This is a genomic window from Leifsonia lichenia, from assembly GCF_054780215.1.
On the sequence record NZ_BAAGWT010000009.1, the window covers coordinates 356,935 to 371,350 of the forward strand.

12 protein-coding genes are annotated in these 14,416 nt (G+C 69.0%); 4 read left to right on the top strand and 8 right to left on the bottom strand.

Translation table 11 applies throughout. The annotated features are described in order from the left end of the window. Window positions 1-19 precede the first annotated feature (19 nt). From ACYVGI_RS16685 to ACYVGI_RS16700, 4 genes are read right to left on the bottom strand one after another with little or no spacing between them, the layout of a single operon-like run. Window positions 20-1,624, bottom strand: a complete 1,605-nt coding sequence (locus ACYVGI_RS16685) for a DUF2142 domain-containing protein (RefSeq protein ID WP_460633709.1) — start codon at window positions 1,622-1,624, stop codon at window positions 20-22. Between the two features lie 6 nt (window positions 1,625-1,630). Beyond that, a complete protein-coding gene (locus ACYVGI_RS16690) occupies window positions 1,631-2,008 on the bottom strand; it encodes a DUF2304 family protein (protein WP_460633710.1) in 378 nt (125 codons plus the stop codon). 2 nt (window positions 2,009-2,010) lie between these two features. Then, window positions 2,011-2,745, bottom strand: coding sequence for a glycosyltransferase family 2 protein (locus ACYVGI_RS16695; RefSeq protein ID WP_460633711.1), 735 nt, complete (start codon window positions 2,743-2,745; stop codon window positions 2,011-2,013). 13 nt (window positions 2,746-2,758) lie between these two features. Next, the gene (locus ACYVGI_RS16700) at window positions 2,759-4,462 is read right to left on the bottom strand and encodes a DUF2142 domain-containing protein (protein ID WP_460633712.1); all 1,704 of its coding nucleotides are present in this window, start codon (window positions 4,460-4,462) and stop codon (window positions 2,759-2,761) included. A gap of 24 nt (window positions 4,463-4,486) precedes the next feature. On the opposite strand from ACYVGI_RS16700, the gene ACYVGI_RS16705 reads away from it, so the two are divergent. The 3 genes from ACYVGI_RS16705 (at window position 4,487) to ACYVGI_RS16715 (ending at window position 8,147) form a co-directional block, all read left to right on the top strand. Then, a complete protein-coding gene (locus tag ACYVGI_RS16705) occupies window positions 4,487-6,358 on the top strand; it encodes a hypothetical protein (protein WP_460633713.1) in 1,872 nt (623 codons plus the stop codon). 83 nt (window positions 6,359-6,441) lie between these two features. Then, the gene (locus ACYVGI_RS16710) at window positions 6,442-6,741 is read left to right on the top strand and encodes a helix-turn-helix domain-containing protein (RefSeq protein ID WP_460633714.1); all 300 of its coding nucleotides are present in this window, start codon (window positions 6,442-6,444) and stop codon (window positions 6,739-6,741) included. Continuing rightward, window positions 6,738-8,147: a type II toxin-antitoxin system HipA family toxin gene (locus ACYVGI_RS16715; protein ID WP_460633715.1), complete on the top strand. Its 1,410-nt coding sequence runs from the start codon at window positions 6,738-6,740 to the stop codon at window positions 8,145-8,147. Before ACYVGI_RS16710 ends, ACYVGI_RS16715 begins: the two co-directional genes overlap by 4 nt. Before the next feature lie 22 nt (window positions 8,148-8,169). Here ACYVGI_RS16715 and ACYVGI_RS16720 read toward each other — a convergent pair whose 3' ends face one another. Beyond that, window positions 8,170-9,057, bottom strand: coding sequence for a glycosyltransferase family 2 protein (locus ACYVGI_RS16720; RefSeq protein ID WP_460633716.1), 888 nt, complete (start codon window positions 9,055-9,057; stop codon window positions 8,170-8,172). A 79-nt stretch (window positions 9,058-9,136) separates the two neighbouring features. Between ACYVGI_RS16720 and ACYVGI_RS16725 the strand changes: the two genes are divergently transcribed. Continuing rightward, a complete protein-coding gene (locus tag ACYVGI_RS16725; protein ID WP_460633717.1) occupies window positions 9,137-10,507 on the top strand; it encodes a lipopolysaccharide biosynthesis protein in 1,371 nt (456 codons plus the stop codon). Here ACYVGI_RS16725 and ACYVGI_RS16730 read toward each other — a convergent pair. Genes ACYVGI_RS16730 through manA form a run of 3 tightly spaced genes read right to left on the bottom strand, consistent with a single transcriptional unit; the run spans window position 10,449 to window position 14,332 of the window. Then, a complete protein-coding gene (locus ACYVGI_RS16730) occupies window positions 10,449-11,738 on the bottom strand; it encodes an exopolysaccharide production protein (RefSeq protein WP_460633718.1) in 1,290 nt (429 codons plus the stop codon). The genes ACYVGI_RS16725 and ACYVGI_RS16730 overlap by 59 nt on opposite strands. Window positions 11,739-11,748: 10 nt before the next feature. Beyond that, window positions 11,749-13,074 (bottom strand): O-antigen ligase family protein, encoded by a 1,326-nt coding sequence (locus ACYVGI_RS16735; protein WP_460633719.1) that lies wholly within the window; start codon window positions 13,072-13,074, stop codon window positions 11,749-11,751. Window positions 13,075-13,099: 25 nt separating this feature from the next. Beyond that, window positions 13,100-14,332, bottom strand: a complete 1,233-nt coding sequence (gene manA / locus ACYVGI_RS16740) for a mannose-6-phosphate isomerase, class I (RefSeq protein ID WP_460633720.1) — start codon at window positions 14,330-14,332, stop codon at window positions 13,100-13,102. Window positions 14,333-14,416: the final 84 nt, after the last annotated feature.

Below are 14,416 nucleotides of genomic sequence, written 5' to 3' on the forward strand. Positions count from 1 at the left end.
AAGATATCGGACCGGATGGTCAGATCGCGGCAGGCGCATCCACCGGGGTGACCGGCTTGTCGGCGTCCGCGACCCCGCGCACAGCCCGGAGCACCAGCCAGGCCGCAACGACGACGAGTGCGGCGAACACCACGAGCAGCAGCAGGTTCCCGCCAGGGGGAGCCCACGGCGGGGTGCCGAACAGGAACTGTTTCAGCGATCCGATCGGCGTCACCGAGTACCGGCGCAGTGTGTTCTCGAACGCGTACACCTGCCCGAACGCGAGCACGATCACGACGAGCCAGGCGAGGCGCCGCCAGGTCGCCGTCGACCAGTCCGCGGGGATGCGCGTGGCCAGCACGACGGAGAGGCCGACGATCAGGCAGAGGAACAGCGGCATGTTGTACCTGCCCTGCCAGATCACGCCGCCGCCGGTGATGTACGCGGCCTGCACGATGGGCGGGAGAAGGATGAACGCGCCGAAGAGCACCCAGGCGAAGGCGAGCATCCTGGATCGCAGCAGCACGAGGGCGGCCACAAGCACGATGCCGATCAGGGCGGCCCAGATGAAGTACACCTCCGGCGGCGCGGGGGTGTCGAGCCAGCCGAAGATGCCGATCAGGCCGTGACCGTATTCGGCGGTGCGCACGAGCGTGATAAAGAAGCCGCTCAGCGGGTTGGTGCCGACGCCGATGAAGCTCTGCGGAGTCTGGTCGGGATTCTCTACGGCGTTGTACAGGGAGTTGGTGCCGAGCGTCCACGCCAGCGCCGCGAGCGTGGCGAGCACGACGCCGACTGCCGCGGCGATCACCGCCGGCTTCCTCAGCAAAGCGAGCACATCCCGCCACGGAACGAGCACGAACGGGATGAGGATGGCCAGCAGCACCCAGAGCGGCGACAGTCCGCGGGTGTTGACCGCGACCGCCCCGCTCGCCAGCACGATCATCGAGCGCGACAGCAGCCGGGAGCGGTCGGGGTCGAGCACGACGGCGAGGATTCCGGCGAACACGGCGAGGGTGGCCGTCGCTTCGACGCCGTTCGGGTTGACGGAGCCGCCGAGGAACAGCAGCATCGGCGTCACCGCGACCGCAAAGCCCAGCACCGGGATGGCGCGCCTTCGCAGCCCCCAGAGCACGGCGAACGCGAGCGCGGCGAAGAGCGCTGTGACGACGCCGCTGACGATCCGCATCGCGTAGATGCCGGACGTGTCGTGCAGCAGCAGCGTCGGCCAGCCGACGAGCAGGTAGTAGACCGGGTTGTACAGGCCGGCGGTCGTGTACGACGTGGTGAGTGCGCCGGGGTCGGCCAGCGGGGCGAGCCCGCACGCGGCCGGTCGCTCCTGGTGGAAGGCGAAGCAGGTGTCGTCCTGAGTACGCGCGACGTAGGCCGGGACGGTGACCCGGTGGCCGTCGGCGGACGGCGTTCCGATGAACTGGCCGCGTGCGACGCTCGCCGCCTTGACGATGTGCGCCGGCTCGTCCGGAGACGCCCCGATCGGCGTCGCGACGGCCCAGCTCGCGCACAGGGCGGAGAGCAGCACCCAGACCACCAGGAACGCGCGCCAGATCCTCGGCCGTTCGCCTGAGCTCTGTTCCTGGGCGGTCGAGAGCGAGCCGGCGGACGGCGTGGTGTCGGTGGTGCTCACCGGGTGCTACTCCTTTTCGTCGCTGAGTGCGGCGATGCGCTGCTCCAGCTCGGCGATCCTCAGCTCGTGCAGCGCGCTGCGCTCGGCGAGGGTGCGGGTCTTGCTCTCCAGGGTGGTCAGTTCCGAGCTGTGCTGGATGCAGACCAGGAACAGCACGGCGATGCTCACGAAGAACACGAGGTTGACGGGTGCTCCGACGCCGATCAGACCGGCCAGCCAGTCCAGGATGCTCGGGAAGACGCCGATGATGAGCGCCAGGACGCCGGCGACCAGCCACCAGATCGCGTGACGTTCGCGCATCCGACCGCGTCGCAGCATCTCGATGACCACCCCGAGGGTGAGCAGGGCGGCGAGGATTCCGAAGATGTAGCTGGTGATCGACATGGTCAGGCCGTTGCCGTTTCCTTGATGGCGGTGCGGGGGCGCATGAGTGCGACGACGAGGGCGATGAAGGCGCGGGCCAGGTAGACGGCCGCCTTGATCGGGTTGTGCGACGGCTGACCTCCCGCCCTCGGACGCATCGACGTGGGCACCTGGGCGACCCGCAGGCCGCCGCGGGCGGCGATCACCAGCGCCTCGACGGTGTCTCCGAGGTATTCGGCGGGGAACGAGTGCGCGAACAGGTCGATCGCGCGCGGGCCGTTGGCCTTGAACCCACTGGTGGTGTCGTTGAGACGCGTGTTCACGACGCGGCTCAGCACCGTCGAGAGCACGTTCATGGCCCAGCGGCGCGGGCCGCGGACCTCGTAGTCGCCCTGGCCGGAGAACCGTGCGCCGATCACCAGGTCGGCATCGCCGAGGGCGGCGAGCAGCGAGGGAACGTTGCCTGGGTCGTGCTGGCCGTCTGCGTCGATCTGCACGGCGACGGAGAAATCGTTGTCGCGAGCGAACTGGAAGCCGAGGCGCATGGCGCCGCCGACCCCCATGTTGAACGGCATGGATGCGACGAGTGCCCCTGCCTCTTTGGCGATGCGTGCCGTCTCGTCCGTCGAGCCGTCGTCGACGACGAGGCAGGTCACGCCTGGCAGCTTGGCGTAGACCTCGGTGACGACGTCTGCGACGGATGCCTCCTCGTTGAAGGCGGGCATCACGATCAGCGTCTGAGAGAGATCGAAGGGCATGGAAGTCAACGTACTAGATCGGTGTGGGCGTCAGAGGGGGTGCGCTCGGCCGGTCGGGAAGGACGGCCTCTGTCGGTTCCCCATTGTCGCATGTCCTGCTGAGGGTCCTGATCAGCAGCCAGACCGCCAGTCCCGTCGCGATCGCGAAGACGACCGTGACGGGGACCCAGCCGCCTGGCGGTTGCCACTGCGGCGCCCTGAGCATGTCGATCCAGGTGAGGTTCTGCTGCAATCCGGTGACGTAGCGGCGGAGCATCCAGAGGAACGCGGCGAGCTGGGCGATGCCGAGCAGCACGACGGAGACGCGCATCACGGCGGTGAGTCGCTTGTCCGCGACCGGGAGCGCGTGGTCGAGCCCGATCCCGGCGAGCACGGCGAGGAGCACGGCGGGCGCGATCGTGTACCTGCCCTGCCAGATGTATCCGGCGTCGTGGATGACCGCGGCCTGCGAGAACGGTGGGACGAACACGATCGCCAGTCCGAGGAGCAGAGCGCCGATCTTCACGTTGCGCGGCCCGAGCGTCGAGCCGAGCAGGATGACCATGCCGCCGATCGTCGCCCACACGGCCACCGTGAGCGCCGGGGCGGGGATCTCCAGCCAGCCGAACTGGGCGATCCAGCCGACCATGAAGCTGAACGTGTTGTCGAGCGTGTTCGAGAAGCCCTGCCACCAACTGCTTCCCGCCCCCACCGGTGCGTACCCGGGGGTCAGCGAGCGCGGGCGCAGATAGAACAGTGCTGCGGCGATCGCGACGGCGCCGATCACGACGATGCCCACCCAGGTCAGCCAGGAGCGGAACACGGTGCGCAGCACCTCCCGCCTGCCGAGCAGCAGCGCGATCACGAACGCGAGCGCCAGCCACAGCATCGCGATGCTCCTGGTGTTCACCAGCAGCAGGCTCACCACAACGATGCCCAGGATGCGCAGCACCAGCCGGCGGCCGACGGCGGGGGTCCCGAACGTCAGCAGTAGGAGCGCGAACGCCGCGGCGGACGCGGCGACCTCGATCCCGTTCGGGTTGAGCGTCCCGGAGAGGAAGAGCACCATCGGCGTGACGCCGACCGCGAGACCCGCCAGCGCCCAGCGAGCGCGGGGGATCGCGCGAAGCGCCGTGAACGCGAGTGCAAGCAGGGCGGAGCAGAGCAGGGCATTGACCAGCCGCATCCCGTACAGCCCCTTCGCGCCGTCGAGGAACGCGGTCGGCCAGCCGACGAGCAGATAGAAGACGGGGGTGTTGACCGTGGTGGAGGTGTGGCCGGTGGTCGGCGCATCCTGGTTCTCGACGGGGGCGACGCAGGAGGGGGTGACCGCGACGTTCCTCTTGAAGCACGGCATGTGCGACTCGAGCTTGGCGAAGTAGGTGGACACGGTCTGGTCGATGGTGCCGGGGATGCTCGCCGAGTCCGGGCCGAAGAGCTCGCCGTGCGCGGCGGCGTATGCGCGGATGGCGTGTGCCGGCTCGTCCGGGCTCGCGCCCTGCGGGGTCGCGACGGAGAAACTCGCCATGAGGAGGAACAGCAGCCCGAAGGCGATGCCGAACACGGTGAGCGGGCGGCGGGCGGGGCGGACGTGCCCGTCGTGCTTGGTCATGCACCGTCCTGTCGTCGTGCCGGTCTGTCGTCGCGCCGGTCTGTCGTGCTCCGGTCGTGCTCCGGTTCCGTCGCCCTGCGGATGGCCGACGGCCCAGCGCGTGAGGTAGGTTCGGTTCTCGGACAACCGGGTTCCATCGGAGAGGAACAAGTGGACGATATCACCCGTCGCCCCGCTTCCCGCTGGTGGGTGGTGGGCGCGCTGCTCATCGCCGTTGCCGCGGGCTTGGTGGCTGTCGGCGCAGGCTGGACGGTGTGGATCCTGGCCGCGGCGTCCGCGCTGTGCCTGGCCGCAGGTGTCGCTGCGTTCGGCGGCTGGAGCCTCGGCGTCGTCTCCGCCGTCGCCGTGCCGCTGGCTGTCGAAGCGTTCGCGATCCGGGTCTTCCACCGGATCGGGCTCGGCGTCTTCACGGGCAATCTGCTCGTCTTCGTCCTCATCGCCCTCGTCGGGCTGGTGCTCGTGGCCGCTAGCGGCGACCGGCTGAAGCTGCCAGGCCGGACGGTCTGGTGGGGCGTCCTTCCCGCTGCGGTGGTCCCCGCCATGGTCGGCGGCGTCTTCGCGATCCTGCCCGCTCTGCGCGACGGCAACGCGCTCTCCTGGGCGATGCGCAGCGACGCGGTGTGGAACCTGGTGTCCGCGCGCTTCCTGCTCGACGACCGCGGCCTCATCCCCTCGCTGCACCCGAACTCGTCGCCGATGACCGCGATCCTGCTCGCCGCCGGCATGGCACCGGGTCGGGCGGGGATCGCGACGACCGACCTGTTCCAGCACGACATCGCGGCGATGGCCGGGGTGTTCGCGCTGGCGACGGTGATCACCAGTCTGCTCGCCGGTCTCGTGATCGCGCAGATGATCCGGCCGGAGCATCCCGTGTTCCGCGCGATCGGGGCTGTCCTCGGGTCGGCGCTGATCGCATCCTGGTTCGTCGCCGGGTTCTCGTTCGAGTTCGGGTTCTACAACGTGATGCCGACGGTCGCCTGCCTGCTGGCAAGCTGGCTCGCCTGGCGGGCTGCGCCCAGGGCGCCCGTGATCGCGGTCGCGCTCCTGCTCGCGATGACGACGGCTCTGCTCGCGCTGTGGGCGTTCCTCGCCATCGTCCCGCTCGCGCTCGCCGCCGTGCTGGCCGTGCGCCACATCGTGCGCCGCCCCCGTTCGTACGGCTGGCTGTCCTGGACGATCCTCGGGGTCGCTGCCGTGCAAGTGCTCGCATACGGTGTGCTCGTCTCGCTGCGGGATCTGCGCCGCGACCAGGGAGCGCTCGCGCAGGGCGGCTCGATGGCGCCGGTGACCCCCGCGCTGCTCTTCATCCTGATCGGCCTGTGCGTCGCCGTCGCCGCTGTCACCGCCCGCACGGCGGGCACGAGGGCGGACCTGGTCGGCGTGGTCACGGTGTCGGTCGCCTTCGCCGGGCTGTACGCCTACCTCGGCACGCAGGTGCAGGCCGCCGCGTACTGGTGGGGCTACTACCCGGCCAAGCTGGTCTGGTTCGGCGGCATCCTCCTGCTCGTGGTCGCGATCGGCCTCGCGCTCGAACGCCTGTCCCGCGTCGAGCTCGCGGTCTGGCCGCGGGTGGCCGCGACGGCCGGGGTGCTCGTCGCGATCGTGTCAGTGGCGGCGAGCGTCCTCCCGAAGCCGCCGACGTTCGGCTCGCTCCTCCCGTACGCCGACATCCTCGCGGGTGAGGGGGTCGCATCCGGAGACGACGTCCTCCCGACGATGTTCGCGCTCGACGACCCCGCGGATGCGAAGAACATGCTCGTCGGCTACTTCGACTGGAAAGCGGACGGCTTCGCCAACCTCTGGCTCCTCGGAGCGTCGGCGACCGGCGGCACGGACCCGATCCGCCCATACTCGTACTACCTCGACACCACGTCGGTGAAAGACGTGTGCTCTGCCGTGAAAGCGTGGGGCGACGGCGTGACCATCCGCACCAGGAGCGAGGCACTTCCTGCGAAGCTCGCAGTGACCTGCCCGGATGCGGACGTGACGGTGGTGGTTGGGCGGGTGCCGGTCAGGGGGTGAGGCCGCTAGTCGCACTGGTTGCTAGCTATACCTAGCAAAAAGTGCAACAATTGCTACCTATAGCTAGCAGGGAAGGTCGTCCCATGGTCAAGCGTCGCTCAGTCCGACAAGAACGGCTTCTCAAGGAGTTCGGCGCCAACCTCGCCCGTTGGAGGAAGGTGAACGGTCTTTCGGCATCTGCACTGGCAGAGCGCGCCTTCGTCACCCGCGAGACCCTCAGTAACATCGAGAACGGATCGGGATCCGCGCGCATCGATTCCGTCTTCGCGGTTCTTACGAGTCTGGGAATCGTCGACGCGATCGTGAAGGCGTCCGATCCGTACGCGAGCGAGGCGGCGCGTCCTCGGATCGACGAGATACTGCGATCAGGCGACGCCCTGTGAGCGATGAAGGTTCTGTCGACGTCCATCTCGACGAAGGCGGGAACGGTACCGTGCGCGTGGGTACGTTGCGAGCGTCGTTCCAAGGGGGAAGGGCACTTGCCGGTGCTTCATTCGAATACGACGCGCAGTACCTCGCACGAGGGGATCGCTATGAGATCTCCCCGGAGTTGCCATTGATCAGTGGTCGAACATACACGGCAGAGAATCAGGTGATCTTCGGGGCCTTCGCCGACGCATCTCCGGACGAGTGGGGCCAGAGGCTCATCCAAGCCAACCACGCCGTCAGGCTGCGCGCCGACCCGTCTCTTCCCCGTCGGATCGGTGATTTTGACTATCTCCTCGGTGTCTCCGACTTCGCACGGATGGGTGCTCTCCGATTCAGGAGGGCGCATGAGCCAACGTGGCTGTCGTCCGATCACGGGGTCGCGAACCTCCACGACCTCGGCAGGATCGTCGGCGCTGCGCAACGCTACGAAGAACAGCGCGCAAGCGACGAGGATGTCGAATACCTGAACGGTCTGGCGACGTCGCCCGGCGGCGCTCGTCCGAAGGCCAACGTTCTCACCGACGGCGGACGACTCGCGATCGCGAAGCTCCCGCATTCGAAGGATGGCGCGCTCGACGTGGAAGCGTGGGAAGCAGTGGCGTTGACGATCGCGAAGAGCTCGCGCATTCCGGTTTCACCTTTCCGCGCCGTTCGCGCCGGCGACGATCGGACAGTTCTGCTGGTCGAACGCTTCGACCGTGGCGCCCCCGAGGTCCGCTACGGTTACATCTCGGCGGCGACGGCACTCGGGATCGGAAAACACGACACGGGCGTCCGGGTCACCTACGAGCAATTCGCGGACACCATCGCCGAGACCAGCGGCGAGCCCGTTGCAGACCTCCACGATATGTTCCGGCGGATTGCGCTCACAATCCTCATCAACAACGTCGACGACCATTGGGGAAACCACGGGTTTCTTCGCACTCCCGACGGCTGGCGACTCTCGCCCGTCTTCGATGTGAACCCGCGACCCCGCTTCGGCGATATCAACTCGAGGCCGATCAGCGACGAGGACGATCCGCGAAATCGTGACATCAGGAATCTCTTCGAGGTCGCCGACAGCTTCAACTTGACGGCGACCCAGGCGGCCGAGTCGCTTCGGTCGGTGTCGGACGGGGTGGACCTCTGGCCGACAATCGCCGAGCGCCTGAACATCCCGCGTGTCCAGCAGTCACTCATGGCACCGGCGTTCGACCAGGGCCAGCGTGAAAGGGTCCACCGCATCTCAGAGGATGTCAGGCACACCGCCGTCATTCCGCTGGCCGCAGGTTCGCCAGCGCGGGCCGACCGAAGCTGGGTGCCGGCGCACATGCAGCGGGGGCGACTCATCGCCGGTTACTGGCGCACGAACCGCCGCTAGGTGCGGCACACGCACCCCGCGGTCACCACCCCAGGAACACGTGCCGCAGCAGCGACCGCATCCCCGCGCCGTCGCGCTTGGCCAGCGCAGACGGCAGCTTCGTCGCCGCGTTGAGCCGCGACGACCAGTGTGCGGACGACACCCGCGCCGCGCGGCGCCAGCCTCGCTTCTTCAGCACGGTCGCCGTGGTGAGGAAGAACGCGCGTTCTTCGTCGAAGCGGCTGCCGTCCTGTGCCGTCCAGGAGGAGACGCTGCCCGCGTGCCTGCGGTAGCGGAACTCGTGGTCCGGCAGCAGCACCAGGCTGCCGCCGTCGAGCACGATGTCGAGCTGCAGCTTGAGGTCGAGGACCACGTCGAACTCGGGGTCGAAGCCGTGGCGGCGGACCGCATCCGTGCGCCAGCAGATCGACGGGAAGTACGTCCAGTTGCCGCGCAGCAGGCTCACCGCCAGCTTCTCGCCGCTCAGCTCGATCGGCGCGCTGTGCGACGGCCGGTACCAGGATTTCACCCGGTCGGCGAGGGGCAGCGTCTGCGCGCCGTCATCGCCGATCACCGTCACCGCCGGCTGGAAGTACGCGCCGGTGGGATGTGCGGCGATCGCGGCGCGCAGCCTGGCCACGTAGCCGGGTTCGAGGAGGTCGTCGCAGCCCATCAGCACGAAGTGCTCGCTGGCGACCAGCTCCACCGATTTGTTGAAGTTGCCGCTCACGCCCAGGTTGGTCTCGTTGCGCAGATAGTGGATGCGCGCATCGCCCAGCCCGCTCACCCACTCGCCGGGTTCCGTGTCCGGGTACACGTCGTCGATCACGACGAGTCGCCAGTCCTGGTCGGTCTGGGCGATCACGCTGCGCACGGCGTCGCGGAACAGTTCGGGGTCGCCGTAGAACGGCATCATGATGTCGATGGTCACGGTGGAGGGTTTCGTCCGCTCGGAGCTTTTCGTCGTAGGGTTGGCCTGCCGCGCCTAGCGGCAGAGCATCCATCCTGTCATGCCACCCCTGGAGTCTCCCATCACCAGCTACGAGCCGCTCAACGAGCCGATCCCTGACGAGTGGGAGTCTCAGCCGGCCGGGTCGGGCGGACGCTCCTCCGTCGCTCTGATCCTCGGCGCGACGGTCGTCTCCGGGCTCGCGGGCTATGTGGTCACCTGGCGGGTCTTCACCTCCGTCGGCGCTGCGGGATACGGCGTGTTCTCGGTGTTCTGGTCCGCCCTGTTCCTGGTGGTCGGCATCCTGTTCGGGTTGCAGCAGGAGTCGACGCGGGCCGTCGCCCAGACCGCCATGCAGGCGCAGGCGGCCGTGGATGCGCGCGCCGCCTCAGCCACCCGCCGCACCTCGATGTGGTCGTTCGCGGCGATGGTCGCCGTCGTGGTCGTGCTCGCCGTGCTGGCGACCAGCCTGCTCTGGGCGACGCCGAGCCTCGGTGCGCAGAACGCGGGTCTCGCCTGGTTCGTCGCGATCGGCGCGGGCCTCAACTGTCTGGTGGCCGCCGCATCCGGGGTCATGGCCGGAGCCGGCATGTGGCGGCAGCTCGCGGCCATCGTCGCGCTCGACGGCGTGCTGCGCGTCATCGGCGTCGTCGCCGTGCTGGCGTTCACCGACGACCTGGTCGCGCTCGCCGTCGCCGTCATCCTGCCGTTCCCGATCTCGCTGGCGATCGTCTTCGCGTCCGCCCCGAAGGCTCTCGTCGCCAACGCACGCGTGACCATCGGCGTCTCCGCCCTCGTCGCGAACACCGGCCGCACGATGCTGGCGGCGTCGGCCACCGCCATCCTGATCAACGGCTTCCCCCTGGTGCTGTCGTTCTTCTCCGGACCGCAGAACCACGCCGACCTCGGATCGCTCGTGCTCGCCGTCACGCTGACGCGCGCGCCCATCCTGGTGCCGCTGATGGCGCTGTCGAGCTTCCTGGTCAGCCAGTTCTCGCACCATCCGGAGCGCGCGACGCGCACCATGCTCACGATCATCGCCGGGATCGCCGCCGTGATCGTGGTGCTGTGCCTCGCCGCCTGGCTGTGGGGTGTGCCCGTGATGCACTTCGTGTTCGGCGCGCAGTTCGATCTGGGCGCCGGTGTGCTCGTCGCCCTGATCGCGTCGTCCGGCCTGATCGGCGCGCTCTGCGTCAGCGGCTCCGCCGTGCTCGCCAAGGGGCTGCATGGCGGATACGCGACGGGCTGGGTGGTGGCGTCGCTCGTCTCGCTCGCCGTGCTGTTCATCCCGATCGACCTGCCGATCCGGGCGGCGCTCGCCCTCGCATCCGGGCCGGCCGTCGGCCTCGCGGTGCACCTGGTCTGGCTGCGGGTCAGCTCTGGTCGTGCCGTGCCAGCCGAAGCCGCCAGCTCATCCCCTGCGAGGCCTTGACAGCACAGATCACGAGGAGCAGCCAGCCGGCCTCCACGAGGATCGAGCTCTCGAACACGCTCGTGACGAGCAGAGCGACCAGCACCAGCGGAGCCCAGGCGTAGACGACGCTGCGCTTGTTGGAGGCGAGCAGCCAGGAGCGGCCGAACGCCAGGGCGACCAGCGCGACGAACAGCAGCAGCCCGATGATGCCGACCTGCAGGTAGACGTCGAGGTAGGCGTTGAGACCGTCTGCGTGGTAGACGCCCGTCGCCGCCTGGATGGCCGTGAACGGGTAGAGCTCGGTCGGCCAGCTTCCCACCCAGCCCCAGCCGACGGTCTGCTCGACGGGGATCAGCTCCCAGATCTGGATCCACAGCTTGTAGCGCACCTGGAAGTCGGCCCTGGCGTTCAGCAGGTCGATCACCCTGGTGCGGTAGATCCACGCCGAGACGAGCACGGCGATCGTCACGACCGCGAGGCCCCACTGGTAGTAGGGCCGCTGGTGGGCCGGCACCTTGCGCAGCGCGAACAGAGCGAGGGTCGCGAGGCCGACGACGACCGCCACCGCCGCGATCACGGGGGAGTGCGCGAACAGCAGACAGAGCACGGCGAGCGAGATGGAGACTGCGGCCAGGGGTGCGCGCACCGAGCGGGTGCGGAGCTCCACCAGGAACGTCACGAACGCGATCAGCGCCACGATGCTGAGCGCATTGCGCGAGCCGAACAGTCCCTGGATCGGCCCGCCGAGCGCGATGTTGCCCTGGATGCCGAGGAACCGGATCGGCAGGTCGAGGAGGATCCCGCTCAGCACCTCCAACGCCAGGGATGCGGTCAGCAGCACCCGCAGCACGTCGCCGACGACGCGCACGATCTGGATCGCATCCCGCACCAGAGCGATATAGACGGCGAGGAACGCGAAGCTGAGCTGGTAGATCACCCCGGCGAGCGTCGCCCACTGGTACGTGCTCCAGAAGATCGAGACGGCACACCAGCCGACGAACAGCAGGATCGAGATGGGAAGCAGGCCGTGCCACTCGATCAGCTTCCGCTGCGCGATGAACGACAGCGCAGCGAGCACCACGACGACCGCGAGAGCGCCGATGAGGCCTGGCCAGCCGATGACGGCCCGGACCGCGTGCGTCGAGAACCCGACGCCGACCGCCACGAGCGACAGGGCGGAGTTGAACCGCGCAGAACCCAGGAACTCGGTCACCGCGACGGGGACCAGGGTTCGACGGGTCGCGGCCATGAACGCAATCCTACGGTGTGGTCTGCTTCGTCTTCACGGAGAGCACGACGAGCATCGCCCAGCCCGCTTCGATCAGGATGCGGCTCTCCGCGGCGCTCTGCGCGATGAGGGCGGCGATCAGCAGCAGCGGCAGCAGGCCGAGCGCCGTGTACGGCTGCGTGTCGGCGACGGTGGTGCGCGGCCGGTCGACGGCGAAGAACCAGGAGCGGCCGAGCGTGGTCGCGACCAGGAGGATGAAGACGATCAGGCCCACGATGCCGAGCTGCAGCCACACATCCAGCCAGGCGTTGTGCGCCTGCAGATACTGCACGTGGTTGCGGACGGCGAGACCCTTGAACGGCTCGACCCACGGCGCCCAGTAGCTCACCCAGCCCCAGCCGAACGCAGGGCGCTCCTGCGCGAGCCCGATCACGGCGTGCCAGATGTCCAGCCTGCCTGTCAGGTCCTCGCTCTTGCCGAACAGGGCGGGGATGCGCGGGGCGAACGCGATCAGCAGACCGCCCGCGACCACGACGAGCCCGGCGGCGGTGAGGTAGACAGGGCTGCGCCGGTCGGGCGCGACCCTGCGCATCCACAGGGCGAAGGCGAGCACGACCGCAGTGGCGAGACCGGCGACGATGACCGTGGAGGAGCGGGTGAGGGCGAGGGTCAGCACGGCGATCACCAGCCAGGTGATCCCTGCCCCGCGGCGCACGGTGCGGTCGGCGAGCTGGATCGCGAACACGATCACGGCCAGCAGCGCCACCATCGCCAGCAGGTTGCTGTTGCCCTGGATGCCCTGGATCTGCCCGCCGTGGAACAGCAGCCCCCTGCTCCAGTAGAACGCGGCAGGCAGCTTGCCGGACGGGTACTCGGCCCAGAACGGCAGCACGGGATGCCGCACGAACGCGGCCACGATGAACTCGAACAGCAGCGACAGGCCGAGGATCCAGCGGAACGCGTTGGACAGGGCGCGCAGGAGCTGAGACCAGTCGAGGCAGAGCGCCAGGAACACCGCACCCGCCGTCGTCGCGTACTGGGCGAAGACGCCGAGCGCGCTCGCGCCGGGGTATGCCGACCACGCGATCGAGACCGTCGCCAGCAGCAGGAAAAGCACGAGCATCCTCGGCAGCCTGCGCCAGTGGAAGGCCGGGCGCGTTCGCACCAGGATCACGATGCTGCCCGCGGCGAGGAGGCCCGCCAGTACGAAGTATGCGGGCCAACTGATCAGGTTCCGCCAGAAGTCGCCCGCGAACAGCGTGAACAGCAGCAGGGTCGCGAACGCCGCGACGCCCGTGCCGGACGCGGCGGCGGCGACGCGTGCTCTGACGGACGAAGCGGAGGGAGCGGAGGTCACGTTGGGAAGACTAGCGGACGGCGATTCAGGCGTTCGGTGTGGCGACGAACACCGTTCCGTCGCCGGAGACGGTGACCGCTGCCTCGTCCGGCGTGATGAAGACGGACTCGCCGCGCGCGAGTGTCAGGCCGCCGTGCGCACCGGCGAGCTCCACGGAGCCTGCGGTGCAGATCGCGATGGCGGCGCCGGGCAGGTGGATGCGCGTGGACGGCGTGGCCGAGCCGACCGTCACATGGTCGAGGGCGAAGTCCGGCACGTCAGGGCGGAACACGTCGACGCCGGGCGCCGGGTGCTCTGCGGCCATCGGCGTCGCGACGATCGGGCGGAAGTCGAGGATGCTCACCAGCTCGGGAACGTCGATCCGCTTCGGCGTCAGGCCGCCGCGCAGCACGTTGTCGGAGGCGGCCATGAGCTCGATGCCGAGCCCGCGCAGGTACGCGTGGATGTTCCCTGCCGGGAGGTAGAGCACCTCGCCGGGGCGCAGGGTCGCCCGGTTGAGCAGCAGGGCGAGCACGATGCCGGGGTCTCCAGGGAACGCCTCGGCGAGCATCCGGACAGTGTCGGCGGCGACGGCGAGGTCGTCGCCGTCGGGGTCCGGCTCGATCGCGGTGGCCGTGGCGACGACCGCTCCGACGAGCTCTCCGACCGCCGGGTCGCCTCCGAGCAGCCATTCGGTGGCGGTGCGGAGCACGACGGTCGGCGCCGCGGCCGGTCCGCCGGCCAGTGTCGCGGCGAACGCGGCGATGACGGCCTGCTCGCCGTCCTCCGCCGTCTCGGCCAGCGCGGAGAAGAGCGCGGCGCTTCTGGCGACGTCGCGGAACCCGCAGAGCGCGTCGAAGGTATCGCTGAGCGCGTAGATCAGCTCCGGCTTGTGGAACGGGTCCTTGTAGTTGCGTTCGGGGGAGTCGAGCGGGATGCCGTCGGCATTCTCCCGTGCGAACCCTGCCGCTGCCTGCTCGGACGATGGATGCGCCTGCAGGGAGAGGGGACCGGCTGCGGCCAGCACCTTCAGCAGGTACGGGAGGTGCGCATCCGGTTGCCCGAGGGAGGTCTGGGGGTCGGCGGCCGTCCAGGCCGCGAGGTCGGCGGCGCCCCCGGTCTGCGACGGGTCGACGATCACCGACGGCGATCCTGGATGCGCGCCCAGCCACAGCTCGGCCTCCGGCTTGCCGCTCGGCGTCGTGCCGAGGAGCCCGGCGATGGCGGTGGTGGAACCCCAGGCGTAGTCGCGGGGGGTATTGCCGATGCGCACAAACATCCGTCGTGGTCCCTTTCGATTCGTTAGACCAAACTACCAATCGCTTTTGCGCACCGATTCCGTCTCCCTAGGCTGACGCTGGTC